Below are 24,584 nucleotides of genomic sequence, written 5' to 3'. Positions count from 1 at the left end.
GCTTCGGGTGGGTCCGGGCGGTTACTCTTGAAAGGCGCGCTGCTTCTGCGGCGCGCCCTTCGTCTTACAAGGAGTACCCGCCATGGCCCGCCCCGTTCCGGGAGAGCTCACTTTCGTCGCCCCTCGCGGAGCGAAGAAGCCGCCCCGGCACCTCGCCGACATGACCCCGGCCGAACGCCGCGAGGCGGTCGCCGCGATCGGCGAGAAGCCGTTCCGGGCCAAGCAGCTCTCACAGCACTACTTCGCGCGGTACGCGCACGACCCCGCCGAGTGGACCGACATCCCGGCGGCCTCGCGGGAGAAGCTCCGACAGGAGCTGCTGCCCGACCTGATGAACGTCGTGCGGCACATCTCCTGCGACGACGACACCACCCGCAAGACCCTGTGGAAGCTGCACGACGGCACCCTGGTGGAGTCCGTGCTGATGCGCTACCCCGACCGGGTCACCATGTGCATCTCCTCCCAGGCCGGCTGCGGCATGAACTGTCCGTTCTGCGCCACCGGCCAGGCCGGGCTGGACCGCAACCTGTCGACCGCCGAGATCGTGCACCAGATCGTCGACGGCATGCGCGCCCTGCGCGACGGCGAGGTCCCCGGAGGACCGGCCCGACTGTCGAACATCGTCTTCATGGGCATGGGCGAGCCGCTCGCCAACTACAACCGCGTCGTCGGCTCGATCCGCCGGCTGACCGACCCCGAGCCCGACGGCCTCGGCCTGTCGCAGCGCGGCATCACCGTCTCCACCGTCGGCCTGGTCCCGGCCATGCTGCGCTTCGCCGACGAGGGCTTCAAGTGCCGCCTCGCCGTCTCGCTGCACGCGCCCGACGACGAGCTGCGCGACACCCTGGTGCCGGTGAACACCCGCTGGAAGGTGCGCGAGGTGCTGGACGCGGCCTGGGAGTACGCCGAGAAGTCCGGCCGTCGCGTCTCGATCGAGTACGCCCTGATCCGGGACATCAACGACCAGGCGTGGCGCGGTGACCTGCTCGGCAGGCTGCTCAAGGGCAAGCGGGTCCACGTCAACCTGATCCCGCTGAACCCGACGCCCGGCTCGAAGTGGACCGCCTCGCGGCCCGAGGACGAGAAGGCGTTCGTCGAGGCGATCGCCCGGCACGGCGTCCCGGTGACCGTACGCGACACCCGCGGCCAGGAGATCGACGGTGCCTGCGGCCAACTGGCCGCGTCCGAGCGCTGACCGCGCCCCGCCGGCGCCGGCGGACTCTCCTGGGGGCCGGATCGGCCACGGGGTACCCTGTGGCCGAACCAATTGCATATTCCGACAGGGGAGCGCCACAGCGCTGAGAGTGCGGTAACCGTCATCCGCAGACCCTCTGAACCTCGCCCCGGTCATTCGGGGTAGGAAGTTCGGTCATTCACTCAAGCTGTTGCGCCCTGCCCGGCGACCGCTCGCATGGAGCGCCGGGCAGGGCCGCGTCTTCTCCTGGACATCCCAGGAGGAATTCACCAGTGAGCACCACCAAGAAGTTCGCGGGCGCCCTGCTCGCGACCGCGCTGGGCATCACGACGCTCAGCGCCTGCGGCGGCGATGCCAAGGACAAGCCCGCGGGCGCGAGCGACGCGCCGAAGTCCAAGACCGTCACCCTCGTCTCCCACGACTCCTTCGCCGTGAGCGAGCCGGTCCTCAAGGAGTTCGAGCAGCAGAGCGGCTACACCGTCAAGGTGCTGAAGTCCGGGGACGCCGGCGCCGCGCTCAACCAGGAGATCCTCACCAAGGGCTCGCCGCGCGGCGACGTCTTCTTCGGCGTGGACAACACGCTCCTCTCCCGCGCCCTCGACAACGGCATCTTCACGCCCTACGAGGCCAAGGGCCTCGGCGACGTCAAGCCCGAGTACGTCCTGGACCGGCAGCACCGGGTCACCCCGGTGGACTCCGGCGACATCTGCGTCAACTACGACAAGCAGTATTTCGCGGACAAGAAGCTCGCCCCGCCGCAAACGCTGGACGACCTGATCAAGCCCGAGTACAAGAACCTGCTGGTCACCGAGAACGCCGCGACCTCCTCGCCCGGCCTCGGCTTCCTCCTCGCCTCCGTCGGCAAGTACGGCGACGAAGGCTGGAAGGACTACTGGAGCAAGCTCAAGGCCAACGGCGTCGAGGTCGTCGACGGCTGGGAGCAGGCGTACAACGAGCGGTTCTCCGGCTCCGCCGGCGGCAAGAAGGCCAAGGGCGACCGGCCGCTGGTCGTCTCCTACGCCTCCAGCCCGCCGGCCGAGGTCCTGTACGCCGACCCGCAGCCGGCAGAGGCGCCGACGGGCGTCGCCACCGGCACCTGCTTCCGCCAGATCGAGTTCGCCGGCCTGCTCAAGGGCGCGAAGAACGAGGCGGGCGGCAAGGCGCTCCTCGACTTCCTGGTGAGCAAGAAGTTCCAGGAGGACATGCCGCTCCAGATGTTCGTGGACCCGGTGGTCAAGGACGCCAAGCTGCCGGAGGTGTTCACGAAGCACGGAGTGGTGATCGACAAGCCGCAGAACGTCGCGCCGGACGTCATCGCCAAGAACCGTGAGCAGTGGGTCAAGGCATGGTCCTCGCTCGTCGTGAAGTAGCACGCCGGAGCGCTCCCGCGGCCCCCGCTCCCGTCGCCGCGGGGCGGGAGCGCGGGCGGGCCATGGCCGTCAGGCTCGCCCTGATGGCCGTCCCGCTCGTCTTCTTCGGGCTGTTCTTCGCCTATCCCGTCGCCGCGATCGTCGGGCGCGGGCTCAAGACCGACGAGGGTTGGCAGTTCGGCCGGATCAGCGAGGTGCTCGCCCGGCCCGACATCGCCGACGTGCTGTGGTTCACCACCTGGCAGGCACTCGCTTCGACCGGGCTCACGCTGCTGATCGCGCTTCCCGGCGCGTACGTCTTCGCCCGCTTCGACTTCCCGGGCAAGGGGCTGGTGCGGGCGGTGGTCACGGTTCCGTTCGTGCTGCCGACCGTGGTGGTCGGTACGGCCTTCCTGGCCCTGGTCGGCCGGGGCGGGCTGCTGGACGAACTGTGGGGAATCCGGCTCGACACCACCGTCTGGGCCATCCTCCTCGCCCACGTCTTCTTCAACTACGCCGTCGTCGTACGGACGGTCGGCGGGCTCTGGGCGCAGCTCGACCCACGCCAGGAGGAGGCCGCGCGGGTGCTGGGCGCCGGGCGGATCGCGGCGTGGCGGCGGGTGACGCTGCCCGCGCTGGCCCCGGCGGTGGCCGCGGCCGCGCTGATGGTGTTCCTGTTCACCTTCTCCTCCTTCGGCGTCGTGCAGATCCTGGGCGGCCCCTCCTACTCCACCCTGGAGGTGGAGGTCTACCGGCAGACCGCGCAACTGCTGGACCTGCCGACGGCCGCCGTGCTCACCATGGTCCAGTTCGTCGCGATGGGCCTCGTCCTGGCCGTGCACGCCCGGACCGTGCGCCGACGGGAGACCGCCCTGCGACTGGTGGACGCCGCGGGGACCGCGCACCGGCCGCACGGGCCCGGGCAGCGCGCGCTGCTGGCCGGGGTGCTGCTGACCGTGGCGCTGCTGATCGTGCTGCCGCTCGGTGTGCTGGTGGAGCGCTCGCTCGACGCCCCCGGCGGCTACGGGCTCGGCTTCTACCGGGCGCTGGCGGAGGTCGGATCGGGGACGTTCCTGGTCCCGCCCCTGGAGTCGATCGGGAACTCCCTGGAGTACGCGCTGGCCGCGACGGCCATCGCGCTGCTCGTCGGAGGGCTCGCGGCGGCCGCGCTCTCCCGTCGCGGCGGGCGGTTCGTGCGCGGCTTCGACGCGCTGCTGATGCTGCCGCTCGGGGTGTCGGCGGTGACCGTCGGCTTCGGATTCCTGATCACGTTGGACGAGCCGCCGCTGGACCTGCGGACCTCGTGGATCCTGGTGCCGCTCGCGCAGGCGCTGGTGGGAGTGCCATTCGTGGTACGGACCATGCTGCCGGTGCTGCGCGCGGTGGACGGGCGGCTGCGGGAGGCGGCCGCGGTGCTCGGGGCGTCGCCGTGGCGGGCGTGGCGGGAGGTGGACCTGCCGCTGGTGCGGCGGGCACTGCTGATCGCGGCCGGCTTCGCCTTCGCGGTGTCCCTGGGCGAGTTCGGGGCGACGGTCTTCATCGCGCGGCCGGACCGTCCGACGCTGCCGGTGGCCGTGGCGCGGCTGTTGGGGCGGGCGGGCGAGATGAACTACGGGCAGGCGATGGCCCTGAGCACGATCTTGATGCTGGTGTGCGCGGTGTCCCTGCTGGTGCTGGAGCGACTGCGGCCCGACAAGACCTCGGGAGAGTTCTGATGACGTTGCTTCGGCTGGAGGGGGTGTCGGTCCGCTTCGGCGGACGGGCCGCCGTGAACGCCTTGGACTCCGTGGACCTCACGGTCGCCGAGCACGAGACCGTGTGCGTGCTGGGGCCCAGCGGCAGCGGGAAGTCCACGCTGCTGCGGGTGGTGGCCGGGCTCCAGCCGGTGTCCGCGGGGCGGGTGCTGCTGGGCGGCGCGGACCAGGCCGGGGTGCCGGTGCACCGGCGCGGGGTGGGCCTGATGTTCCAGGACCACCAACTGTTCCCGCACCGGGACGTGGGCGGGAACGTCGCGTTCGGGCTGCGGATGCGCGGCGGCGGGCGGGGCTCCTACGGGGCCCGGGTCGCGGAGCTGCTGGAGCTGGTCGGGCTGCCCGGGGCGCAGGGCCGGGCGGTGGCCTCGCTGTCCGGGGGCGAGCAGCAGCGGGTGGCGTTGGCCCGGGCGCTGGCGCCGTCCCCGCGGCTGCTGATGCTCGACGAGCCGCTCGGGCAGTTGGACCGCGGGCTGCGGGAGCGGCTGGTGGTCGAGCTGCGGGCGCTGTTCGCCCGGCTGGGGACGACCGTGCTGGCCGTGACCCACGACCAGGGGGAGGCGTTCGCTCTGGCCGACCGGGTGGTGGTGATGCGGGACGGGCGGATCGCGCAGGCCGGGACCCCGCTGGAGGTGTGGCAGCGTCCCGCGTCGGAGTTCGTCGCGCGGTTCCTGGGCTTCGAGAACGTGACCCCGGCGGTGGTGTCGGGTGGCGTCGCGGCCACCGAATGGGGCAAGGTCCCGGTCCCGGCCGGGGCTCCGGAGGGGCCGCAGCACCTGCTGATCCGCCCGGCCGGGGTGACGCCGGGCGCGGACGGCCTGCGCTGCGAAGTGCTGTCCCGCACCTTCCGGGGGACGCACGTCGCGCTGCTGCTGCGGCCCGAGGCGGGGCCGGTGCTGGAGTCCGAGTGCGGGCTGGAAGGCGCTCCGGCGGTGGGGGACCGCGTGACGGTGTCCTTCACCCCGTCGGAAGTGGTGGTCCTGCCGCCGCAGTAGACCGTGGCGGCGACGGTCAGCGGGACGCCGGGACTGGGTCGGGGGCGGCGGCCGACTCGGGTTCGGGGGCGTCGTGGTTGCCGTACCAGGCCACCGCCACCGCGCCCGTCACGGCCAGGACGAAGCCCAGGACCGCCAACCAGGCGAGACCCGGGCGGGACGCGTCGCCCAGCCAGAGCACGCCGATCGCCCCGGGCAGCACCGTCTCGCCGACCACCAGCGCCGCCGTGGCCCCGTTCACCGACCCGATCTGCAGCGCGACGGTGTGCAGGTACATGCCGCCGACGCCCGCGAGGACGATCGCGTAGAGGGCCGGGTCGGAGAGGAGCCCGCCGAGCGAGAACGGCTCGATCCCGTCGAGGATCCGTACGCCGATGCCCAGCGCGCCGAAGGCCAGACCCGACAGCAGGCCCGCCAGGATCGCGGCCCGCGCGCCGAGCAGCCGTACGGCCACCGTGCCGACCACGATGATCAGCAGGGTGACGACCAACAGCCACCAGTGCGTGGACATCGCCGCGTGGTGGCCGCCCTCGTGGCCGGCGGCCGTCGCCAGCAGGACCAGCGCCGCGCAGACGACCCCGATGGAGGTCCACTCCTTGCGCGAGAGCCGGATGCCCAACAGCTTCACGCTCAACACGGCCGTGATCACCAGGTTGGCGCTGATCACCGTCTGGGACAGGAACAGCGGGAGCAGCCGCGCCGCCAGCGCGCCCAGCCCGAAGCCCACGAAGTCGAGGATCGTGCCGACGATGAACTCCCAGGTCATCGCCGCTTTCGCGGTCGAGGACAGGTTCGGACCGCCGTGCGCGGTCACCCCCGCGTCGGCCGGGGAGAGCCGGGCCGCCCGCCGGGAACCGACGGCTTGCAGGACGGAGCCCGCGCCGTAGCAGAGGGACGCCGCGATGGCGGTCAACAGTCCTATGAGCACCGAGGGCTCCGTTCACGTCTGGCAGATTTTGCGGTGTGGTGACCTAAGGCAGACGTGCGAAGCGCCCGCGAAGTTGCCTCGCGCCGTTCAGCTCATCGCGGTGAGCGCCGCCGGGACCTCGGTCACCGACTCGACCAGCGCGATCCGCGACTCCATGCCGCGGTCGCGCGCCAGCGCCCGGAGCAGGGGCCAGGCGGGCAGCCGCTCCGTCCAGTGCGTCCGGTCGACCAGGACCATCGGCGTCGGCTCGCCCCGCGAGGCGTAGTAGTTCGGCGTCGCGTCGTCGAAGATCTCCTGCACCGTGCCGGCCGCTCCCGGCAGGAACACCACGCCCGCGTTACACCGCGCGAGCAGCCCGTCCTCGCGGGTGGCGTTCGCGAAGTACTTGGCGATGTGGCCCGCGAACGCGTTCGGCGGCTCGTGCCCGTAGAACCAGGTCGGGATGCCCACCGAGTCGCCGCCCGCGGGCCGGCGCTCCCGCACGGCGAAGGCGGCCCGCGCCCAGTCGGACACCGACGGGACGAAGGACGGGGCCTTGGCCAGAAGTTCCAGCGCCTCGTCGAGGGCCTCGTCGGGGGCGGGGGCCAGGTAGGCGCCGAGGTTGGCCGCTTCCATCGCGCCCGGTCCGCCGCCGGTGGCCACGGTCAGCCCGGACCGGGCCAGCGTGCGGCCGAGTTCGGCCGCGCCCCGGTAGTCGGCGGCGCCGCGGATCATGGCGTGGCCGCCCATCACGCCGACCACCCGGGCACCACGCAGGTGCTCGTCGAGCGCGTCGGAGACGGCGTCGTCGTGGATGGAGCGGAGCATCGAGGAGAAGACGTCGCCGTCCGACTTCGTCTCCTGGAACCAGGCGTACGCCTGCGCGTCCGGGGTGGCCTCGTAGCCCGCCGACAGCCCGGCGAACAGCTCGTCGGCCGAGTACAGCAGGCTCCGGTACGGGTTGAACGGCAGGTCGGGAACCGGCGGGAAGACCAGCGCGCCGTCGGCGCGCACCTTCGCCGCGGCGTCGGGTTCCATCGCGCAGCCCAGGAAGACGGCGGCCGAGGTGTCGGCGGACAGCAGGGCGAAGGTCCGCTCCAGCAGGTTGACCGACTGGACGCGGTAGCCGCTCAGTGACCCCCGGGCGACGACCTGGTCGAATTCGGCGAGCGTCTCGATCTCGATGTCTGCGTTGACCATTCGGCCCACCCTAAGGGCTGCACGGGTCAGCGGGTCAGCGCGAGCGACGTCAGCTGTGCCACACCCCAGCTCAGTGGTACGCACACCACCACCAGCGCGGAAGCCCGCACCGTGGCGGCCGTACGCAGGACCGCGCCCGGAGCGCCGAGGCCGGTCAGGGTGGCCCGGGTCGCGGCCCGGGCCTGCCGGGACTCCACCGCCGATGTGAGAAGTGTCGCGACCGCGCACAGCGCCACGAGCGCCGCGGCGGGCCCGGTCAGCGGGCCGAGCGGGGCGAAGACGCTGCCCCGCTCGCGCAGGGCCGGCGCGGTGAGGGCCGCCGCGCCGACCGCGCAGAGCACACCCAGGGGGCGGCCGAGCCGGGGGGCTTCCTCCTGGAGCGCGCGCCCCGCGAGCAGGCGCAGCGCGCCCGGGCGGAAGGCCAGCACCAGGGTCCCGCAGCCGTAGGCCAGACCCGGGCCGGCGAGGGCGAGCCCGAGCGCGATCAGCGCCCACCCGGCCGGCAGCGCGGGGCTGCCCGGGCCGGCGTACGCCTGGAGGGCGAGCCCGCACGCGCTCACCGCGACCCCCCACGGCACCCCCGTCTGCGGTGGCAGCCCGGCCAGCGGCGGGCGCGGGCGCAGGGCGAGGGCCGTCGCGGCGGAGGCGGCCAGCGGGACGAGCGCCAGCAGGGTCAGCGCGGCCGCCACGGGGAGCGGCTGTTGCGCGTGCAGGAGCCCGGAGCCGGCCCCGTCGAACGGCAGCCCGGCGAGCTCGCCCCGCAGGTGGAGGAAGACGGCCAGGGCCAGGGCGCTGCCCAGGGTGCAGGCGACGGCGGTGGACAGGGCCGCGGCCAGGGTGAGCCGTACGGGGCCGAGCCCTGCGGCGTCCATCCCTTCCCGCGGGCGGGTCGCGGGGTCGGTCCGGGCGACGGCCACCGCGAACTGGACGGTGGCGGCGAGCGGGACCAGCGCCCACAGCAGCCGAGGGAACGATCCGGCGGGCCGGGCGGTCGCCTCCGCGAGGACGTAGAGGAGCAGGAATCCGGCGCCGGCCGAGGCGGCGGCGACGAGGAGGCGACGGAGCTGGACCAGCGGCCGGGAGCCCCGGACTAGGCGGAGAGCGAGCACGCGGCCTGGTCCTCTGTGGTCTCGGCGGAACCGGACGCGGCGGCGGCGGCGCCGGCCGGGCGGCCGTCGAGCAGGGCGAAACGGCGGTCGGCGACGGCCGCGCTCTCCTCGTCGTGGGTGGCGAGCAGGACGGTGACGTCGTGCGAGCGGGCCGCGGTGGTCAGCGTCCGCAGGAGCAGCGCCCGCTCGGCGCGGTGCAGTGGGGCCGTCGGCTCGTCGGCGAAGATCACCGCGGGCTCGTGGACCAGGGCCCGGGCGAGGGAGACGCGCTGCGACTCGGCGCGGGTCAGCGCCCTCGGCCGCTTACGGGCGAAGGCGCCGATGTCGAGCCGGTCCAGCCATGCGCGGGCGGTGTGCTTGGCGGCGCGGTGCGAGGCGCCCGCGATCAGCAGGGGCAGCGCGACGTTCTCCCACACCTTGAGTTCGGGCACCAGGTGCGGCTCCGGGCCGATCCAGCCGAACCGGTCGCGGCGCAGCCGTTCCCGGGCCAGGGTCCCCATGGTGTGGACGGGCACGCTGTTGAACCAGACCTCGCCCTGCTCCGGCGTGAGCGAGCCGGCCAGACAGCGCAGCAGCGTGGTCTTGCCGCTGCCGCGCGGGCCGGTCACGGCCAGGATCTCGCCCTGACGGACTCCGACGGAGACGCCGATGAGGCCGGGCGAGCCGTCGTGGGAGTAGTGCAGGGACCGTGCCCAGAGGACGTCATTGTCAGGCGGGGCATCGTCTGTGGGAGCCACCATATGGGTACACCTCCGTCCGAGGGAACGAAGCGGAGCCCCATCGGTCACTGGCGCCGCAAGGAGATGTAAAGAGACGAACGTCCCGGATGGTGACAGCACACGGCCCGGACCCCCGCGTTCTCACTCGAACGGGTGATCCGGGCCGTGTGGTTCGGACTATTTACTGCCCGGCCGGGGCCGGTGGCAGCGCTGCCTACAGCTTCGTCCATGCCTCGGTGAGCACCGAGCGCAGGATGCCTTCGATCTCGTCGAAGGTGCCCTGGTCCGCGATCAGCGGCGGGGCGAGCTGGATGACCGGGTCGCCACGGTCGTCGGCACGGCAGTACAGGCCGTTGTCGAAGAGAGCCTTGGAGAGGAAGCCGTAGAGCACGCGCTCGGTCTCCTCGTCCGTGAAGGACTCCTTGGTGACCTTGTCCTTGACGAGCTCGATGCCGTAGAAGTAGCCGTTGCCGCGGACGTCACCGACGATCGGCAGGTCGTGCAGCTTCTGCAGCGTCGACAGGAAGGCGCCCTCGTTGTCCAGCACGTGCTGGTTGAGGCCCTCCTTGTCGAAGATGTCGAGGTTGGCCAGCGCGACCGCCGAGGAGACCGGGTGGCCGCCGAAGGTGTAGCCGTGCAGGAAGGTGTTGTCACCCTTGTAGAACGGCTCGGCGATGCGGTCCGAGACGATGCAGGCACCGATCGGGGAGTAGCCCGAGGTCATGCCCTTCGCACAGGTGATCATGTCCGGCACGTAGTCGAACTTGTCACAGGCGAACATCGTGCCGAGGCGACCGAAGGCGCAGATCGTCTCGTCGGAGACGAGCAGCACGTCGTACTCGTCGCAGATCTCGCGAACCCGCTGGAAGTACCCGGGCGGCGGCGGGAAGCAGCCACCGGCGTTCTGCACCGGCTCCAGGAAGACGGCGGCGACGGTGTCGGCGCCCTCGAACAGGATCTCCTGCTCGATCTGGTCGGCGCACCAGCGGCCGAAGGCCTCCGGGTCGTCACCGTAGATCGGGGCGCGGTAGATGTTGGTGTTCGGCACCTTGTGCGCGCCGGGGACCAGCGGCTCGAAGGGGGCCTTGAGGGCCGGCAGGCCGGTGATGGACAGGGCGCCCTGCGGGGTGCCGTGGTAGGCGACCGCACGTGAGATGACCTTGTACTTGGTGTGCTTGCCCCGCAGCTTGAAGTACTGCTTGGCCAGCTTCCACGCGGTCTCCACGGCCTCGCCGCCGCCGGTGGTGAAGAAGACCTTGTTCAGGTCGCCGGGGGCGTAGCCGGCGAGACGCTCGGCGAGCTCGACGGCCTGCGGGTGCGCGTACGACCAGATGGGGAAGAACGCGAGCTTCTGCGCCTGCTTGTAGGCGACCTCGGCCAGTTCCTTGCGGCCGTGCCCGGCGTTGACCACGAACAGTCCGGCGAGACCGTCCAGGTAGCGCTTGCCCTTGTCGTCGAAGATGTAGGTGCCCTCACCCCGCACGATGGTGGGGACGGGGGAGTTCTCGTACGACGACATGCGGGTGAAGTGCATCCACAGGTGGTCGTACGCGGTCTTGGAGAGGTCTTGGCTCACGGGCTATCGGGTTCCCCACATGTAGGTCTGCTTCTTCAGCTTCAGGTAGACGAAGCTTTCGGTTGTGCGCACGCCGGGGAGCGCGCGGATCTTCTTGTTGATCGTCTCCAGAAGGTGATCGTCGTCCTCGCAGACGATCTCCACCATCAGGTCGAAGGAGCCCGCGGTCATCACCACGTACTCGCATTCGGCCATCGAGGTCAGTGCGTCGGCCACCGGGTCGAGGTCTCCCTCGACGTTGATGCCGACCATGGCCTGGCGTCGCAGGCCCACGGTGAGCGGGTCGGTGACGGCGACGATCTGCATGACGCCCTGGTCGAGCAGCTTCTGTACGCGTTGGCGTACGGCTGCCTCCGACAGGCCGACGGCCTTGCCGATCGCCGCGTACGGACGGCGACCGTCCTCCTGCAGTTGCTCGATGATCGCCAGGGACACAGCATCGACCGAAGGGGACGGTTGTCTGTTCCTGGAATCTGCGCTTCGACTGACCACGACCTCACTGTGCACGAGGAGTCGTCGGTTCCGCAACCCGTAACCGATGTAATTCGTTGTCTTGACTCTCCGATTGCACGGATTTCGCAGTTCATGGCATCCGGCTCTGTCGAAAGCGTCAGCAGACGCGCTAGGCTGGGGATTCGTCTCAATCGTTGGACATTGATCAGGAGAGTGGCTGTAGTGACCACCGAACTGCGTCGTCTGCGCAACTACATCGGCGGAGAGTTCAAGGACGCCGCCGACGGCCGGACCACCGATGTGGTCAACCCCGCCACGGGCGAGGTGTACGCCACCGCCCCGCTCTCCGGCCAGGCCGATGTGGACGCGGCCATGGCGGCGGCCGCCGCCGCCTTCCCGGGCTGGCGCGACACCACTCCCTCCGAGCGGCAGAAGGCCCTGCTCAAGATCGCGGACGCCTTCGAGGCGCGCGCGGAGGAGCTGGTGGCCGCCGAGTCGGAGAACACCGGCAAGCCGCTGGGCCTGACGGCCAGTGAGGAACTGCCGCCGATGGTGGACCAGATCCGCTTCTTCGCGGGCGCCGCGCGCCTGCTGGAGGGCCGCTCGGCCGGCGAGTACATGGATGGGATGACCTCGATCATCCGCCGTGAGCCGGTCGGTGTCTGCGCCCAGGTCGCGCCGTGGAACTACCCGATGATGATGGCCGTGTGGAAGTTCGCCCCGGCCATCGCCGCCGGCAACACCGTGGTGCTCAAGCCCTCGGACACCACCCCCGCCTCCACCGTCCTGATGGCCGAGATCATCGACTCGATCCTTCCCAAGGGTGTCTTCAACGTCGTCTGTGGCGACCGCGAGACCGGCAAGGCCATGGTCGAGCACTCCACCCCCGCGATGGCCTCCATCACCGGCTCGGTGCGCGCGGGCATGCAGGTCGCCGAGAGCGCCTCGAAGGACGTCAAGCGCGTCCACCTGGAGCTCGGTGGCAAGGCCCCGGCCGTGGTCTTCGAGGACGCAGACCTCGCCAAGGCCGTCGAGGACATCGCCGTCGCCGGCTACTTCAACGCGGGCCAGGACTGTACCGCCGCCACCCGCGTCCTCGTGCACGAGTCGATCCACGACGAGTTCGTCGCCGCGCTCGCCAAGGCCGCCGCCGACACCAAGACGGGTCAGCCGGACGACGAGGACGTGCTCTACGGTCCGCTGAACAACCCTAACCAGCTCAAGCAGGTCGCGGGCTTCATCGAGCGCCTCCCCGCCCACGCCAAGGTCGAGGCGGGCGGCCACCGGGTCGGCGAGAAGGGCTACTTCTACGCCCCGACCGTGGTCTCCGGCCTCAAGCAGGACGACGAGATCATCCAGAACGAGGTCTTCGGCCCCGTCATCACCGTCCAGTCCTTCACGGACGAGGCCCAGGCGCTGGAGTACGCGAACGGCGTCGAGTTCGCCCTCGCCTCCTCCGTGTGGACCAAGAACCACGGCCGCGCGATGCGGATGTCCAAGAACCTCGACTTCGGCTGCGTGTGGATCAACACCCACATCCCGCTCGTCGCCGAGATGCCGCACGGCGGCTTCAAGAAGTCCGGCTACGGCAAGGACCTCTCCGCCTACGGCTTCGAGGACTACACCCGCATCAAGCACGTGATGACCTCGCTCGACGGCTGAACCGCGCCGGCGGCCTCGGCGGCCGTCCCGCACTGATCAGCGCAGAGCGCTGAGGGGGCGGGCAGTAGACACGTTGTCTATTGCCCGCCCCTTCGCCTTGTCCCAGGCTTTGGGCATGCCTGAACTCCCCTTCTCCCGCCGCGCCGCGCTGCGCGGACTCGGTGCCGCGGGCCTGCTGGCCGCCCTCAGCGGTTGCGGGGTGCCCGCCGCCTACGTCCCCGAGGACCGCCGAGAGGGCCCGGACCGCTCCGCCGGAGAACGCAGCCTCGCCTTCTCCAACTGGCCGCTGTACATCGACACCGACGACGAGGACGAACAGCGCCGTCCTACGCTGGACGCCTTCTCCGAGAAGACCGGCATCGAGGTCCGGTACACCGAGGAGATCAACGACAACGACGAGTTCTTCGGCAAGGTCAGCCCGGCCCTGATGAACCACCAGCAGACCGGTCACGACCTGGTGGTGGTCAGTGACTGGATGGCGGCCCGCTTCGTCCGTCTGGGCTGGGCCCAGAAGATGGACCGATCGAAGCAGTCCAACGTGGCAAGGCACCTGGACCCGCAGTTGCGTTCCCCCGCCTTCGACGAGGGCCGACTGCACACCGTGCCGTGGCAGTCCGGGCTCACCGGCATCGCGTACAACCGCAAGGCGCTGGGGCGGGAGATCAAGTCCGTCAAGGACCTGTGGCAGCCTGACCTCGCGGGCAAGGTGACGCTCTTCTCCGGACTCGACGAGTCCTTCGCCCTGTTGATGCAGGGTGACGGCGTGGACGTCACCCGATGGACGGAAAGCGACTTCCACCGGATGTGCGACCGGGTCGAGAGCATGGTGAAGAAGAAGCACATCCGCCGCTTCACCGGCAACGACTACACTTCCGACCTGAGCAAGGGCGACGTGCTGGCCTGCCAGGCGTACTCCGGTGACGTCGTCCAACTGCGGGCCGACAACCCGGACATCGAGTTCGTGGTCCCGGAGGAAGGCGCCGAACTCTGGGCGGAGAGCCTGCTGGTCCCGAACCTGGCCCTGCACAAGGCCAACGCCGAGGCCCTGGTGGACTATTACTACGACCCGGCGGTGGCCGCGAAACTCGCCGCCGCCGTCAACTACGTCTGCCCGGTCCCGGCCGCCCGGGAGGTCCTGGCCGCCTCCAAGGACAAGGAGACCGCCGAACTCGCGGCGAACCCGCTGATCTTCCCGGACGACGAGATGCGGCGGCGCCTGGTGGTGGCGCGGGACATCTCCTCGACCGAGCGCCAGTCCTTCGCCAAGCGCTGGAACGCGATCGTCGGGCTCTGAGCCGCGTCACGGTCCGGCCGCCGCGCGTCGCGCCGTCGGCGGCGGTCACGAGGAGCGGGGCCGGGTGAGGGCCGCCATCAAGAGGTTCTGGACCACCGGGTTCATTTCCTTGCCCTTCGCGTCGGTGGAGTTCACCGAGTAGACCAGGGTCCGGGAGAGGTCCCGGGTGCCGCCTATCCCGGTGCTGTAGCCGTAGCGGCTGCCCGACTTGCCCCACACCTCCGTGCCGTCCGGCATCACGATCCGGGACAGGCCGGCCGTCAGGGCGGCGTCCGCACCGCTCTCGACGTCCTTCACCGCCGGGACGGTGAACATCTCCTCCAACTGCGCCCGCGGCACGACCCGGCCGCTGAACAGGGCCACCGTGAACCGCTCCAGGTCCGCGGTGGTCGAGATGATGTCGCCCGCCGCCCAGCGGTCGGAACTGTTCCACACCGACACGTCCCGCAGCTCGGTCGAGCCGTCCGGACGCGGCACCGCCTGGTAGCCGTGGTTGTACGGGCCCTGTATCCGGGTCTGCGTCCGCCCCGGGAAGGAGGTCTGGCGCAGCCCCAGCGGACGCAGGATCCGCCGGTCGACCTGCTCCTCGTACGCCGTGCCCGTCAGCTTCTCTATGAGCACACCCAGGATGGTGTAGTTGATGTTCAGGTAGTGCTGCGCCGAACCCGGGTCGAACTCCGGGCCTTGTGCCAGCGCGTCGGCGATCTGGTCGTGCGGATCGGTGACATCGAAGCGGTGGTCCCACTGCGCCTCGAAGGCGTCCCCCGGGCCGTCGGCCGGCTTGATCCCGCTCGTGTGGTTCAGCAGCTCGCGCACCGACACCGATGGGAAGCGGTCGGGGAAGGTCCCGGGCAGGTACTGCTGGACCGGCTTGTCGAGGTCAAGCCTGCCCTCCGCGGCAAGCTGCAGGACCACCGCCGCCGTGAAGGTCTTGGTCACCGACCCCGCCCGGAACCGGCCCTGCTCCAGGGCCGGTCGCCCGGTGCGGAGATCCGCCACCCCGGCGACCCCCTGCCAGCCGCCGCCCGATCCGCCGACCCGCACCAGGGCGGCCGTCGCATCCTGGCTCCCGGCACCGACCCCGTCCAGTGCCTTCCTCAGTGCCTTCCCGTCCGGCGCGGTGGAGAAGACCGGTGCCGAAGCCTTCCCCGACGCAGCAGCCGGCAGCGGTGCGGCATGGGCCACCGCCGGGCCGGACACGATGCCCAGGAGCAAAGTGGCGGCGATCAGAGTGCGGGCACGCGCGTTCATCATGGGATCCCCCTCGTCCTCATCCGGGCGACTTCCGCCCCGATGACCTCAATGCTGCAGGTCACGGGGGTAGTCGCGGATCACCAACAAGAGGGGTCTTCAGCGGTACGACAACTCACCGGCGCGGGGGAGTCGACACCCCGCATCTCACTCCCCAGAGGGAGTACCCCGCACGGGGGACCCCACCCCCGCCGCGATCAACCCCGTCTCGTACGCGCAGATCACCGCCTGGATCCGGTCCCGCAGACCCAGCTTCGCCAGCACGTTGCCCACATGCGACTTGACCGTGTGCTCGCTCACCGTCAGCGCCAGCGCGATCTCCGCGTTCGACAACCCCCGCCCCAGGTGCAGCAACGTCTCCCGCTCACGCGCCGTCAGTGCCTCCAGCCGCCCGGTGACCCTCGCGGCCCCGCCCGCCGGACGCGCCGTCACCGCCGTGTACTCCTCGATCAACCGCCGCGCCACCGAGGGCGCCAGCAGCGACTCGCCCGCCGCCACCACCCGTACCGCGTGCACCAGGTCGTCGCGTCGCACATCCTTCAACAGGAACCCGCTCGCCCCCGCGTGCAGCGCCTCGTAGACGTACTCGTCCGAGTCGAAGGTCGTCAGCATCACCGTCCGGCAGGTGCTCTCGGCCGAGATCGTCCGGCACGTCTCGATCCCGTCCGTCACCGGCATCCGGATGTCCAACAGCGCCACGTCCGGCCGCAGCTCCCGCACCGCCGCCACCGCCGCCGCACCGTCCCCGACCTCCGCGACGACCTCGATGTCGTCCTGCGCGTCCAGGATCATCGCGAAGCCGCTGCGCACCAGCTCCTGGTCGTCGGCCACCACAACACGGATCGTCAACTCACCACCTCCGGCGCCGAGATTACAAGGGCCACCCGGACCCGGAACCCGCGCCCGCCCGGCCCCGGACCGCACTCGGCCGTCCCGTCGTGCGCGGCCGCCCGCTCCCGGATGCCGATCAGCCCGTGGCCGCCCGACGGGACGCCCGGCCCCCGTCCGTCGTCCGTCACCGACACCGTCAGGACCCGCGCCCCGTAGTCCAGCCGCACCGCGGCCCGCGACGCCCCGGCGTGCTTGACCACATTCGTCAGCGCCTCCTGCACGACGCGGTGCACCGTCGCCTCCAGCGCGGCCGGCAGCGCACGCACTTCGCCGAGGCGCTCGTACGCCACCTCCAGGCCGCTGCCCCGCACCCGTTCCAGCAGCCCCGCCAGCTCCGCCACGCCCGGCTGCGGGCTCCGGGGCGCCGACTCCTCGGTGCGCAGCACCCCCAGCATCGAACGCAGCTGCGCCATCGCTTCCCGCCCCGTCCCCGCTATCGCCTCGAACGCCGCCTCCGCCCGCTCCGGTGCGCGGCGCACTGCCACCGGACCGGCCTCCGCCTGCACGATCATGATGCTGACGGCGTGCGAGAGGATGTCGTGCATCTCCCGGGCGATCCGGGCCCGTTCGCGCGCCGCCGCCTGCTCCGCCTCGATCCGGTTCGCCCGCTCCAACTCCGCCGCCCGCGCCTCGACGGCCCGGGTGTACGCCTGTCGGGTGTACTGGAGACGGCCGAGCGCGTAGGCGGCGACCGACACGAACAGGGTGAAGAGCAGTTCGCGGGCCGTCCCCGTGTTCCACCCCACCGACACGGCGACCGCCACCACCGTGAACAACCCCACACCCAGCCGCACCCGGGCCGTGCACCGCAGGGCCACGGTGTAGAAGGCGATCAGGCCCGCGTACGGCAGCGGCTGCCCCGGCCCGTCCAGCGCCAGCTTGTAGAGCCCGCCCACCGACAGGACGGCCACCAGCACCGTCACCGGCGCCCGCCGCCGCCAGACCAGCGGCAACACCCCGAGCGTGGTCATCCCGTACGAGGCCCAGTCGGCCGGCGGCAGGTCCGCCGCCCGGGGCACCACGAACGGCATCGAGACCGCCGATTGCACGAGCAGCGTCAGGCCGAGGTCCTGCCACCGCGGATCGGCCCGCCGGATCCGCGCCCCCCAGGTGCGTATCACCGCCCGAGCTCGGCCCGTACCGCCGCCAGCGCGTCCACCCGGTTGGTGGTGACGGAGTCCACCCCGGCCGTGATCAGCGCGCGCATCGTCCGCTTCGTGTCCGCGGTCCAGGCCGACACCTTCAGCCCGTCCCGGTGCACGGCGTCGGTCAGTTCCCGGCTGACGAGCCCGAACCGGTAGTTGAGCCAGGCCGGTTTCACCGCGTCGATCAGCACCCGGCGCGGCGGGGAGAGGGTGGTCCAGGTCAGGGCGATCTCCGCCTGCGGATCGGCGGCGCGGACGGCCAGCATCGAGTTCGGGCCCGCGCAGTAGTACGTGCGCTCGCGCGCACCGCAGGCGCGGACCTCGTCGACGACCGTCCGGACGGCCTCCGGCGTGGCGCCCGGCAGGTCCAGCATCAGCCGGCCGGGGCCCGCCGCCACCAGCGCTTCGCGCAGGGCCGGCACCCCGCCCGCCGTCATCTCCCCGAGCTGCGCGGCCGTGACGGCGTCGAGCCGTACGTCGTGGCCCCACAACCGCTGGAGCGTCTCGTCGTGGAGCAGGACCGGGGTCCCGTCGCGGGTGAGCCGTACGTCGACCTCCACCGCGTCCGCACCTCGGGCGAAGGCGGAGCCGATCGAGGGGAGGGTGTTCTCACGGACTCGGTAGGGATCGCCGCGGTGGCCGACGGCGGTAAGGGTGCGCATGCCGCCATTCTGCGGGCCCGTCAGGAGGCCAACCACGCCTCGGCGTACGTGTCGATCTCCGCGTTGAGCTTCGCCTTGCCCGCCGGGTCCAGGAAGGACGCCTCGACGGCGTTCTTCGCGAGCGAGGCGAGGCCGCGCTCGTCGAGGTCGAGGAGGCGGGCGGCGACCGCGTATTCGTTGTTGAGGTCGGTGCCGAACATCGGCGGGTCGTCGCTGTTGATGGTGACGAGCACGCCGGCCCGCACCATCTCCTTGATCGGGTGCAGGTCGAGGTCGGTGACGGCGCGCGTGGCGATGTTGGAGGTGGGGCACACCTCCAGCGCGATGCGGTGCTCGGCGAGGTAGGCGAGCAACTCCGGGTCGCGGGTGGCACTGGTGCCGTGGCCGATGCGCTGGGCGCCCAGCTCGTTGATGGCGTCCCAGATCGTCTCCGGCCCGGTGGTCTCGCCGGCGTGCGGGACGCTGTGCAGGCCGGCCGCCCGGGCGCGGTCGAAGTACGGCTTGAACTGCGGGCGGGGCACGCCGATCTCGGGACCGCCGAGACCGAAGGAGACCAACCCCTCGGGGCGCAGGTCGACTGCGAGTCGGGCCGTCTCCGCGGCGGCTTCCAGGCCGGCCTCGCCGGGGATGTCGAAGCACCAGCGCAGGACGACGCCGAGCTCGGCCTCGGCCGCCTTGCGGGCGTCTTCGATGGCGGCCATGAAGGCGTCCTCGGGGATGCCGCGGCGGGTGGAGGAGTAGGGGGTGATGGTCAGCTCGGCGTAGCGGATGTTCTGCCGGGCCATGTCGCGGGCAACCTCGTAGGTGAGGGTGCGCACGTCGTCGGGCGTGCGGACCAGGTCGACGACCGACAGGTAGACCTCGATGAAGTGCGCGAAGTCGGTGAAGGTGAAGTAGTCGACGAGGGCCTCGGGGTCGGTGGGGACCTTCGAGTCGGGGTGACGGGAGGCGAGTTCGGCCACGATGCGCGGCGATGCGGAGCCCACGTGGTGAACGTGCAGTTCGGCCTTGGGTAGCCCCGCGATGAACGGGTGCAGGTCGGGCATGGACGCCTCCGGGAGGGCGCGGGTGCGGGCAGGTCGGCTTCATCGTAGGCAGGCCGGGCCGTGTCGGTGCAGGCGCATAGCATGGACGTACGAGAGGGGGGCGCCGTATGACCGACCAGCAGAGCCCTGAGCCGAGAGACCCGTGGGCGCCGCCCGAGCGTCCTTCGGCGGGGCCCGATCCGGTCCGACCGGGGGACGCCGCGGGCGGGTCGGGGATCCACGAACACCCGACGGTGGCGGAGATGCCGGGGGCGGGGGGCCCGCCGGCGGCCGCCGCGCCGCCGGTCTACGGGTACCCGGCGCAGCCGGACCCCGGCGGTTACGGCTACCCCGGGGCGCCGACGCCGGCCGGCCCGCCCGCGTACGGGGGGCAGCCGCCTTACGGGGGACCGCCCGGGTACGGGGGGCAGCCGCCTTACGGGGGACCGCCCGGGTATCCGGGCTATCCCACCGCGGCCGGTTACCCCGGATACGGCCCCGGGTATCCCGGCTACCCCCAGCCGAGCAACGGCCTCGGCATCGCCGCGTTCGTCCTCGGACTGCTGTCCCTGGTGGCGTGTTTCACCCTCGTCGGCCCGCTCGTGTTCGGGATCGTCGCGGTCGTGCTCGGCGCGCTGGCCCGGGGCAAGGCCGGCCGCGGGGAGGCCACCAACGGGGGCCTCGCGCTGGCCGGCCTCATCTGCGGAGCGGTGGGCATCGTGCTGGGCGCCGCCCTCACCCTGTTCCTCATACTCGGCCCGGGCTACTCCTCCGACTCCGGTGACACGGACTACCCCGGCCCGTCGTCGGACTCCCGGGTGCAGGAGCGGATATGACCGCACCGGCCTGCCGGCCCTCCGCCGGCCGTCATGCCTGCGTGGTCGGCTGGATGACCAACTGGCGCAGGTTGACGTGGCGGGCGCGGCTGGCGGCGTAGGCGACCAGGTCCGCGACCTCCTCCGCCGCGAGGGGGCCGATCGCGTCGAACATGCCCGACAGTTGGGACGCGAGGGCGGGGTTGTCGATGCCCTGCGGCAGCTCGGTGTCGGTCAGACCCGGCTCGATGTTCGTGACCCGCACCCGTTGCGGGCCCAGTTCGGTGCGCAGGGACTGGGAGAGGTGGGTCAGTGCCGCCTTCGTCGCACCGTAGACCGCGTAGTCGGGGAAGTGGAGGTGCGCGGCGATGGAGGAGACGTTGACCAGGTCGGCGGTGCCGCCCTCGGCGGCGCGGGCCACCAGGTCCGGTGTGAACGCACCGATGACCCGCAGCGCCCCGCCGACGTTCGTGTCGAGCATCCGCTGCCACTGATCGGTGCGGCCGTCCCGGATCGGGTTGGGCATCATGACCCCGGCCGCGTTGACCACCAGGTCCACCGCCCCGAACCCGCTGTGGACGCGCTCGACGGCGGCGTCGACCGCGCGCTGATCGGTGATGTCGGCGGCGGCGGCGAGTGCCCGGCCGCCCTCCGCCCGGATCTTGCCGGCCACCTCTTCCAAGCGGTCGGCCCGGCGGGCGAGCAGGGCCACCCGCACGCCGTGGCGGGCGAGCAGGAGCGCGGTCGCGGCGCCGATCCCGCTCGCGGCCCCGGTGATCAGGGCGGTGCGGCCTTCCAGGGTTGCGTACGCCATGGCTGTGGCTCCTTCGCGTCACGTCGCAGGAGGTGTTCCGGCGATGTGACCCAGCCTGGCGGCGCGGCCCGGACCGGCCCAGGGTCGTGCTTTTCCTGGGACTGGCAGTACCAGGCTGACCGCTCGGCTCCCGGCGCCCACGACCCCCTGACTAAGATCGAACGCATGACCGGGGACATCGGAGACTTCCTGCGCTCGCGCCGCGCCCGCATCCGGCCCGAGGAGACGGGCCTGCCCTCGCACGGCCGGCGCCGGGTACCGGGACTGCGGCGCGAGGAGGTGGCGCTGCTCGCCGGTGTCAGCGTCGACTACTACATCCGCCTGGAACAGGGCCGCGGCCCCAGCGTCTCGGACGCCGTGCTCGACGCGATCGCCCGGGTGCTGCGGCTCGACCGCACCGAGCACTCCCATCTGCGCGCCCTGGCCCGTCCCGCCCCGACGCCCGAAGGGGTCCAGGAGATCCGCCCCGGGGTCCGGCTCCTGCTGGACGCCGTCGGCGGGGCCGCGCCCGCCTTCGTCCTCGGCCGGCGCATGGACATCCTGGCCTGGAACGCCCTCGCGGACGCCGTCGCCGGCCACTCCCGCATGCCCGCCGGCTCCCGCAACATCGCCCGTCATGTCTTCCTCGACCCGGTGGCGCGCGAGCTGTACCCGCAATGGGCGCGGATCGCCGAGGAGACCGTCGGTTATCTGCGCCTCGACGCGGGGCAGCACCCGGGGGACCCCCTGCTGGCCGCGCTCACGCAGGAACTGGCGGACCGGAGCGAGGAGTTCCGGCGGCTGTGGGCCGACCACACCGTCAAGGAGAAGACCCACGGCGTCAAACTGATCGACCACCCCACCGTGGGGAGGCTGGTGCTTCCCTACGAGACGCTCGCCCTGCCCGGCGAACCCGATCAGCTCGTGGTCGTCTACACGCCGCAGGCCGGCTCCGAGACGGGCCGCCGCCTCGCCCGCCTGGCCGCCGCAGCCCCCGACACGCCATTCCCGCATCCCGACGCGCCCCTCCCGCATCCCGACGCGCCATTCCCGCATCCGGACGCGCCCCTTCCGCAGCCGGTGCGGGGCTAGGGGTTCAGACCGACGCCGGCATGAGCAGCGTCGGCACCATGACCTCGTCCTCCCCGACCAAGGCGCGCGCGAGCGGGACCCAGACCAGCCCCACCATCCGGGGACAGTCGCACTCCAGGTCCGCGTCCACCCCCGGCCGGGGCTCCCCGGGCCCCACCTCGACCCGGTAGCAGGACGTCCACCCCGACGGGTACGGCGCCTCGTACGCGTAGCGCACGGAAAGGGCCTCCAGACCGGTCTCCTCGGCCACCTCCCGCCGGACCGCGTCCGGCGGGTCCTCTCCGGGTTCCAGGCCGCCGCCCGGCAGGGTCCAGTACTCCGGGCCGTCGTGCCGCCCCGCGGGCCCACGGCCGCGGTCACGGACCATGAGCAGACTGCCGTCCCGGACGATGACCGCCGCGACCCGGCGGCGGTCCGGCATCCCTGCGCTCACGCCGCGTCCGCCGCCCGCAGCCGCTCGCGGGCGTCCATCAGGGCGAAGCCCAGCAGGTTCAGGCCGCGCCAGCGCGCCGGGTCGCCCACCCGCTCGTCATCCGCGACCAGCCCGACGCCCCAGATCCGGTCGAGCGGGCTCGCCTCCACCAGGACCCGATCGCCGGTGCCCAGCAGGTACGCCCGCAGGGCGGGATCGGAGCCGAACTTGTGCACGCTGCCCGCCACGACCAGCGCGTACCGCTCCCGCTCCCACACCGCCTCGTCGAAGCCGCGCACCAACCGCCCGGCCTTCTTCGCCGCCGCCGGACTCCCCGCCTCCACCGCCGCGCGCTCCGCTTCGGCGTCCGCGAACAGCCGCGCCTTCCCGGCCATCATCCAGTGCTCCGCGGTGGGGTAGCGGACCTCACCCACAGTGAAGGGCGCGGGCCACCATTGGCTGAGACAGCTCGGTCCGAGGCTGCCGTCCGGCCTCGGGCGGTGCCCCCAGAAAGGCAGGTACTTCAGCCGCTCACCACGGCTGACCAGGCCGATCAAGTTGTCGATCTTCTCCATGCACGCGAGTCTGGCAGTCGCCACTGACACTTCGTACGGGATTTCGGGTGTGCCTCGACACATGGTCGACCGATTCCGTCGCGTAATCAAAAGGCAACAACGGAATCACTTGGCCGAGAGGTGCACCTCTGTCAGGATCGGCACTCAATTCGGGTCTACCCCGAACTGTAGCTACGGAGAGCGTGAGAGCGTGATGGGCAACCGCTTCCAGTTCAAGGACCGCTTCGCAGAGGGCGCGCAGTACATCGACGGCCGGCTCCGGCCCGGCACCTCGGGACGGTCACACACCGTCGTGGATCCCGCCACCGGCGGCGAGGTGCTCACCTACGAGCTCGCCGGCACGGCGGACGTGGACGAGGCCGTCGCCGCCGCCAAGCGAGCCTTCTCCGCCTGGTCCGCGGCCACCCCCGGCGAGCGTTCGGACGCGCTGCACCGACTGGCCGCCGTACTGGCGGAGCGGGCCGAGGACTTCGCGTACGCGGAATCCCTCCAGTGCGGCAAGCCGATCAAGCTGTCGACGGAGTTCGACGTACCGGGCACCATCGACAACACCGCCTTCTTCGCGGGCGCCGCACGCCACCTCCAGGGACAGGCGGCCGCCGAGTACTCCGGGGACCACACCTCCTACGTACGCCGCGAGGCCATCGGCGTGGTCGGATCGATCGCCCCCTGGAACTACCCGCTCCAGATGGCGGCCTGGAAGATCCTCCCGGCGATCGCCGCGGGCAACACCATCGTCCTCAAGCCCGCCGAGCTCACGCCGCTCACCTCCCTGATGTTCGCCCAGGCGGCCAAGGACGCGGGCCTGCCCGACGGCGTGATCAACATCGTGACCGGCGCGGGCCGGGACGCGGGCGAACACCTCGTCGGCCACCCGGACGTGGTGATGACCTCCTTCACCGGCTCCACCGCCGTCGGCAAGCGAGTCGCCGAGATCGCGACCGCCACCGTCAAGCGCCTCCACCTGGAGCTCGGCGGCAAGGCCCCCTTCCTGGTCTTCGACGACGCGGACCTGGAGGCCGCCGCGCACGGCGCCGTCGCCGCCTCGCTCATCAACACCGGGCAGGACTGCACCGCCGCCACCCGCGCCTACGTCCAGCGGCCCCTGCACGACGCCTTCGTCGCCCGCGTCGCCGAGCTGATGGAGACCGTCCGCCTCGGCGACCCCTTCGAGCCGGACACCGACCTCGGGCCGCTCGTCTCCCACGCCCAGCGCGACCGTGTCGCCGGCTTCGTCGAGCGGGCCCGCGCGTACGCCACCGTGGTCACCGGCGGCGAGATCCCCGGAGGCGACCTGGAGGAGGGGGCGTACTACCGGCCCACCCTGATCTCCGGGGCCGCGCAGGACAGCGAGGTCGTCCAGTCCGAGATCTTCGGCCCGGTCCTCGTCGTCCTGCCCTTCGACTCCGACGACGAGGGCATCGCACTGGCCAACGACACCCCGTACGGCCTCGCGGCCTCCGCCTGGAGCCGGGACGTCTACCGGGCGGGCCGCGCCACCCGCGAGCTCAAGGCCGGTTGCGTCTGGGTCAACGACCACATCCCGATCATCAGCGAGATGCCCCACGGCGGCTACAAGGCGAGCGGCTTCGGAAAGGACATGAGCGCCTACTCCTTCGAGGAGTACACGCAGGTCAAGCACGTGATGTACGACAACACCGCGGTCGCCGCCAAGGACTGGCACCGCACGATCTTCGGGGACAGATAGCCGAG

General features: G+C 71.7%; 23 protein-coding genes and 1 riboswitch. Of the genes, 9 read left to right on the top strand and 14 right to left on the bottom strand.

Features of this window, described 5'->3' with window-relative positions; translation table 11 throughout:
* The first annotated feature begins 82 nt into the window (after positions 1-82).
* The 4 genes from rlmN (at position 83) to ABZ934_RS05610 (ending at position 5,290) form a co-directional block, all read left to right on the top strand.
* The gene (gene rlmN, locus ABZ934_RS05625; protein ID WP_361308879.1) at positions 83-1,195 is read left to right on the top strand and encodes a 23S rRNA (adenine(2503)-C(2))-methyltransferase RlmN; all 1,113 of its coding nucleotides are present in this window, start codon (positions 83-85) and stop codon (positions 1,193-1,195) included.
* A 76-nt stretch (positions 1,196-1,271) separates the two neighbouring features.
* Positions 1,272-1,381, top strand: a riboswitch (TPP riboswitch).
* 86 nt (positions 1,382-1,467) lie between these two features.
* The gene (locus ABZ934_RS05620; RefSeq protein WP_361308877.1) at positions 1,468-2,565 is read left to right on the top strand and encodes a thiamine ABC transporter substrate-binding protein; all 1,098 of its coding nucleotides are present in this window, start codon (positions 1,468-1,470) and stop codon (positions 2,563-2,565) included.
* 83 nt (positions 2,566-2,648) lie between these two features.
* Positions 2,649-4,259 (top strand): iron ABC transporter permease, encoded by a 1,611-nt coding sequence (locus ABZ934_RS05615; RefSeq protein WP_361310228.1) that lies wholly within the window; start codon positions 2,649-2,651, stop codon positions 4,257-4,259.
* The gene (locus ABZ934_RS05610; protein ID WP_361308875.1) at positions 4,259-5,290 is read left to right on the top strand and encodes an ABC transporter ATP-binding protein; all 1,032 of its coding nucleotides are present in this window, start codon (positions 4,259-4,261) and stop codon (positions 5,288-5,290) included. Before ABZ934_RS05615 ends, ABZ934_RS05610 begins: the two co-directional genes overlap by 1 nt.
* 16 nt (positions 5,291-5,306) lie before the next feature.
* On the opposite strand, the gene ABZ934_RS05605 is transcribed toward ABZ934_RS05610, so the two are convergent.
* The 6 genes from ABZ934_RS05605 to ABZ934_RS05580 all read right to left on the bottom strand — a co-directional run bounded on the left by ABZ934_RS05605 (position 5,307) and on the right by ABZ934_RS05580 (position 11,308).
* Positions 5,307-6,218, bottom strand: a complete 912-nt coding sequence (locus tag ABZ934_RS05605; protein WP_361308873.1) for a hypothetical protein — start codon at positions 6,216-6,218, stop codon at positions 5,307-5,309.
* 87 nt (positions 6,219-6,305) lie between these two features.
* Positions 6,306-7,397: a Rossmann fold nucleotide-binding protein gene (locus ABZ934_RS05600; RefSeq protein ID WP_361308871.1), complete on the bottom strand. Its 1,092-nt coding sequence runs from the start codon at positions 7,395-7,397 to the stop codon at positions 6,306-6,308.
* A gap of 26 nt (positions 7,398-7,423) precedes the next feature.
* A complete protein-coding gene (locus tag ABZ934_RS05595; RefSeq protein ID WP_361308869.1) occupies positions 7,424-8,506 on the bottom strand; it encodes a hypothetical protein in 1,083 nt (360 codons plus the stop codon).
* Positions 8,488-9,246 carry an ATP-binding cassette domain-containing protein gene (locus tag ABZ934_RS05590; RefSeq protein WP_361308867.1) on the bottom strand — a complete coding sequence of 253 codons (759 nt, stop codon included), beginning with the start codon at positions 9,244-9,246 and terminating at the stop codon, positions 8,488-8,490. The genes ABZ934_RS05595 and ABZ934_RS05590 overlap by 19 nt, the downstream gene beginning before the upstream one ends.
* A 193-nt stretch (positions 9,247-9,439) precedes the next feature.
* Complete coding sequence (locus ABZ934_RS05585) at positions 9,440-10,801, bottom strand: aspartate aminotransferase family protein (RefSeq protein ID WP_361308865.1); 1,362 nt, start codon at positions 10,799-10,801, stop codon at positions 9,440-9,442.
* 3 nt (positions 10,802-10,804) lie between these two features.
* The gene (locus ABZ934_RS05580; RefSeq protein ID WP_361308863.1) at positions 10,805-11,308 is read right to left on the bottom strand and encodes an Lrp/AsnC family transcriptional regulator; all 504 of its coding nucleotides are present in this window, start codon (positions 11,306-11,308) and stop codon (positions 10,805-10,807) included.
* Between the two features lie 168 nt (positions 11,309-11,476).
* Here ABZ934_RS05580 and ABZ934_RS05575 point away from each other — a divergent pair, with 168 nt between their 5' ends.
* Both ABZ934_RS05575 and ABZ934_RS05570 read left to right on the top strand, forming a co-directional pair.
* A complete protein-coding gene (locus ABZ934_RS05575; protein ID WP_361308861.1) occupies positions 11,477-12,916 on the top strand; it encodes a gamma-aminobutyraldehyde dehydrogenase in 1,440 nt (479 codons plus the stop codon).
* Positions 12,917-13,031: 115 nt separating this feature from the next.
* Complete coding sequence (locus ABZ934_RS05570) at positions 13,032-14,210, top strand: spermidine/putrescine ABC transporter substrate-binding protein (protein WP_361308859.1); 1,179 nt, start codon at positions 13,032-13,034, stop codon at positions 14,208-14,210.
* 45 nt (positions 14,211-14,255) lie between these two features.
* On the opposite strand, the gene ABZ934_RS05565 is transcribed toward ABZ934_RS05570, so the two are convergent.
* From ABZ934_RS05565 to ABZ934_RS05545, 5 genes are all read right to left on the bottom strand, one after another.
* Positions 14,256-15,461: a serine hydrolase domain-containing protein gene (locus ABZ934_RS05565; protein WP_361310225.1), complete on the bottom strand. Its 1,206-nt coding sequence runs from the start codon at positions 15,459-15,461 to the stop codon at positions 14,256-14,258.
* A gap of 147 nt (positions 15,462-15,608) precedes the next feature.
* Positions 15,609-16,310 (bottom strand): response regulator transcription factor, encoded by a 702-nt coding sequence (locus ABZ934_RS05560; RefSeq protein ID WP_361308857.1) that lies wholly within the window; start codon positions 16,308-16,310, stop codon positions 15,609-15,611.
* Positions 16,307-17,383, bottom strand: coding sequence for a histidine kinase (locus tag ABZ934_RS05555; protein ID WP_361310222.1), 1,077 nt, complete (start codon positions 17,381-17,383; stop codon positions 16,307-16,309). The genes ABZ934_RS05560 and ABZ934_RS05555 overlap by 4 nt, the downstream gene beginning before the upstream one ends.
* 86 nt (positions 17,384-17,469) lie before the next feature.
* Positions 17,470-18,159, bottom strand: a complete 690-nt coding sequence (locus ABZ934_RS05550) for a glycerophosphodiester phosphodiesterase (protein ID WP_361308855.1) — start codon at positions 18,157-18,159, stop codon at positions 17,470-17,472.
* Positions 18,160-18,179: 20 nt separating this feature from the next.
* Entirely contained in the window at positions 18,180-19,205 is a 1,026-nt protein-coding gene (locus ABZ934_RS05545) for an adenosine deaminase (protein ID WP_361308853.1), read from the bottom strand.
* 107 nt (positions 19,206-19,312) lie between these two features.
* Between ABZ934_RS05545 and ABZ934_RS05540 the strand changes: the two genes are divergently transcribed.
* Positions 19,313-20,020: a DUF4190 domain-containing protein gene (locus ABZ934_RS05540; protein WP_361308851.1), complete on the top strand. Its 708-nt coding sequence runs from the start codon at positions 19,313-19,315 to the stop codon at positions 20,018-20,020.
* A gap of 31 nt (positions 20,021-20,051) precedes the next feature.
* Here the strand turns inward: ABZ934_RS05540 and ABZ934_RS05535 are convergent, their stop codons facing one another.
* Positions 20,052-20,813, bottom strand: a complete 762-nt coding sequence (locus tag ABZ934_RS05535; RefSeq protein WP_361308849.1) for an SDR family oxidoreductase — start codon at positions 20,811-20,813, stop codon at positions 20,052-20,054.
* 165 nt (positions 20,814-20,978) lie between these two features.
* Here ABZ934_RS05535 and ABZ934_RS05530 point away from each other — a divergent pair, with 165 nt between their 5' ends.
* Complete coding sequence (locus ABZ934_RS05530; RefSeq protein WP_361308847.1) at positions 20,979-21,884, top strand: helix-turn-helix transcriptional regulator; 906 nt, start codon at positions 20,979-20,981, stop codon at positions 21,882-21,884.
* Between the two features lie 4 nt (positions 21,885-21,888).
* Here the strand turns inward: ABZ934_RS05530 and ABZ934_RS05525 are convergent, their stop codons facing one another.
* Together ABZ934_RS05525 and ABZ934_RS05520 are read right to left on the bottom strand one after the other, a co-directional pair.
* Positions 21,889-22,305: an NUDIX domain-containing protein gene (locus ABZ934_RS05525; protein ID WP_361310219.1), complete on the bottom strand. Its 417-nt coding sequence runs from the start codon at positions 22,303-22,305 to the stop codon at positions 21,889-21,891.
* Positions 22,306-22,313: 8 nt separating this feature from the next.
* Positions 22,314-22,871 (bottom strand): NADAR family protein, encoded by a 558-nt coding sequence (locus ABZ934_RS05520; protein ID WP_361308845.1) that lies wholly within the window; start codon positions 22,869-22,871, stop codon positions 22,314-22,316.
* A gap of 193 nt (positions 22,872-23,064) precedes the next feature.
* Between ABZ934_RS05520 and ABZ934_RS05515 the strand changes: the two genes are divergently transcribed.
* Entirely contained in the window at positions 23,065-24,579 is a 1,515-nt protein-coding gene (locus ABZ934_RS05515; RefSeq protein WP_361310216.1) for a gamma-aminobutyraldehyde dehydrogenase, read from the top strand.
* Positions 24,580-24,584 lie beyond the last annotated feature (5 nt).

It is taken from the genome of Streptomyces sp. NPDC046557 (genome assembly GCF_040645975.1).
Lineage (GTDB): Bacteria > Actinomycetota > Actinomycetes > Streptomycetales > Streptomycetaceae > Streptomyces.
The sequence above is the reverse complement of the archived record's forward strand: the minus strand, read 5'-3'. Positions and strand labels throughout refer to the sequence as shown.

Coding starts and splice junctions, on each gene's coding strand:
- rlmN (WP_361308879.1), top strand. CDS start 83: ATGGCCCGCCCCGTTCCGGGAGAGCTCACTTTCGTCGCCCCTCGCGGA.
- ABZ934_RS05615 (WP_361310228.1), top strand. CDS start 2,649: ATGGCCGTCCCGCTCGTCTTCTTCGGGCTGTTCTTCGCCTATCCCGTC.
- ABZ934_RS05610 (WP_361308875.1), top strand. CDS start 4,259: ATGACGTTGCTTCGGCTGGAGGGGGTGTCGGTCCGCTTCGGCGGACGG.
- ABZ934_RS05600 (WP_361308871.1), bottom strand. CDS start 7,397: ATGGTCAACGCAGACATCGAGATCGAGACGCTCGCCGAATTCGACCAG.
- ABZ934_RS05590 (WP_361308867.1), bottom strand. CDS start 9,246: ATGGTGGCTCCCACAGACGATGCCCCGCCTGACAATGACGTCCTCTGG.
- ABZ934_RS05570 (WP_361308859.1), top strand. CDS start 13,032: ATGCCTGAACTCCCCTTCTCCCGCCGCGCCGCGCTGCGCGGACTCGGT.
- ABZ934_RS05565 (WP_361310225.1), bottom strand. CDS start 15,461: ATGAACGCGCGTGCCCGCACTCTGATCGCCGCCACTTTGCTCCTGGGC.
- ABZ934_RS05555 (WP_361310222.1), bottom strand. CDS start 17,383: ATGCCGTTCGTGGTGCCCCGGGCGGCGGACCTGCCGCCGGCCGACTGG.
- ABZ934_RS05550 (WP_361308855.1), bottom strand. CDS start 18,159: ATGCGCACCCTTACCGCCGTCGGCCACCGCGGCGATCCCTACCGAGTC.
- ABZ934_RS05545 (WP_361308853.1), bottom strand. CDS start 19,205: ATGCCCGACCTGCACCCGTTCATCGCGGGGCTACCCAAGGCCGAACTG.
- ABZ934_RS05540 (WP_361308851.1), top strand. CDS start 19,313: ATGACCGACCAGCAGAGCCCTGAGCCGAGAGACCCGTGGGCGCCGCCC.
- ABZ934_RS05535 (WP_361308849.1), bottom strand. CDS start 20,813: ATGGCGTACGCAACCCTGGAAGGCCGCACCGCCCTGATCACCGGGGCC.
- ABZ934_RS05530 (WP_361308847.1), top strand. CDS start 20,979: ATGACCGGGGACATCGGAGACTTCCTGCGCTCGCGCCGCGCCCGCATC.
- ABZ934_RS05525 (WP_361310219.1), bottom strand. CDS start 22,305: ATGCCGGACCGCCGCCGGGTCGCGGCGGTCATCGTCCGGGACGGCAGT.
- ABZ934_RS05520 (WP_361308845.1), bottom strand. CDS start 22,871: ATGGAGAAGATCGACAACTTGATCGGCCTGGTCAGCCGTGGTGAGCGG.
- ABZ934_RS05515 (WP_361310216.1), top strand. CDS start 23,065: ATGGGCAACCGCTTCCAGTTCAAGGACCGCTTCGCAGAGGGCGCGCAG.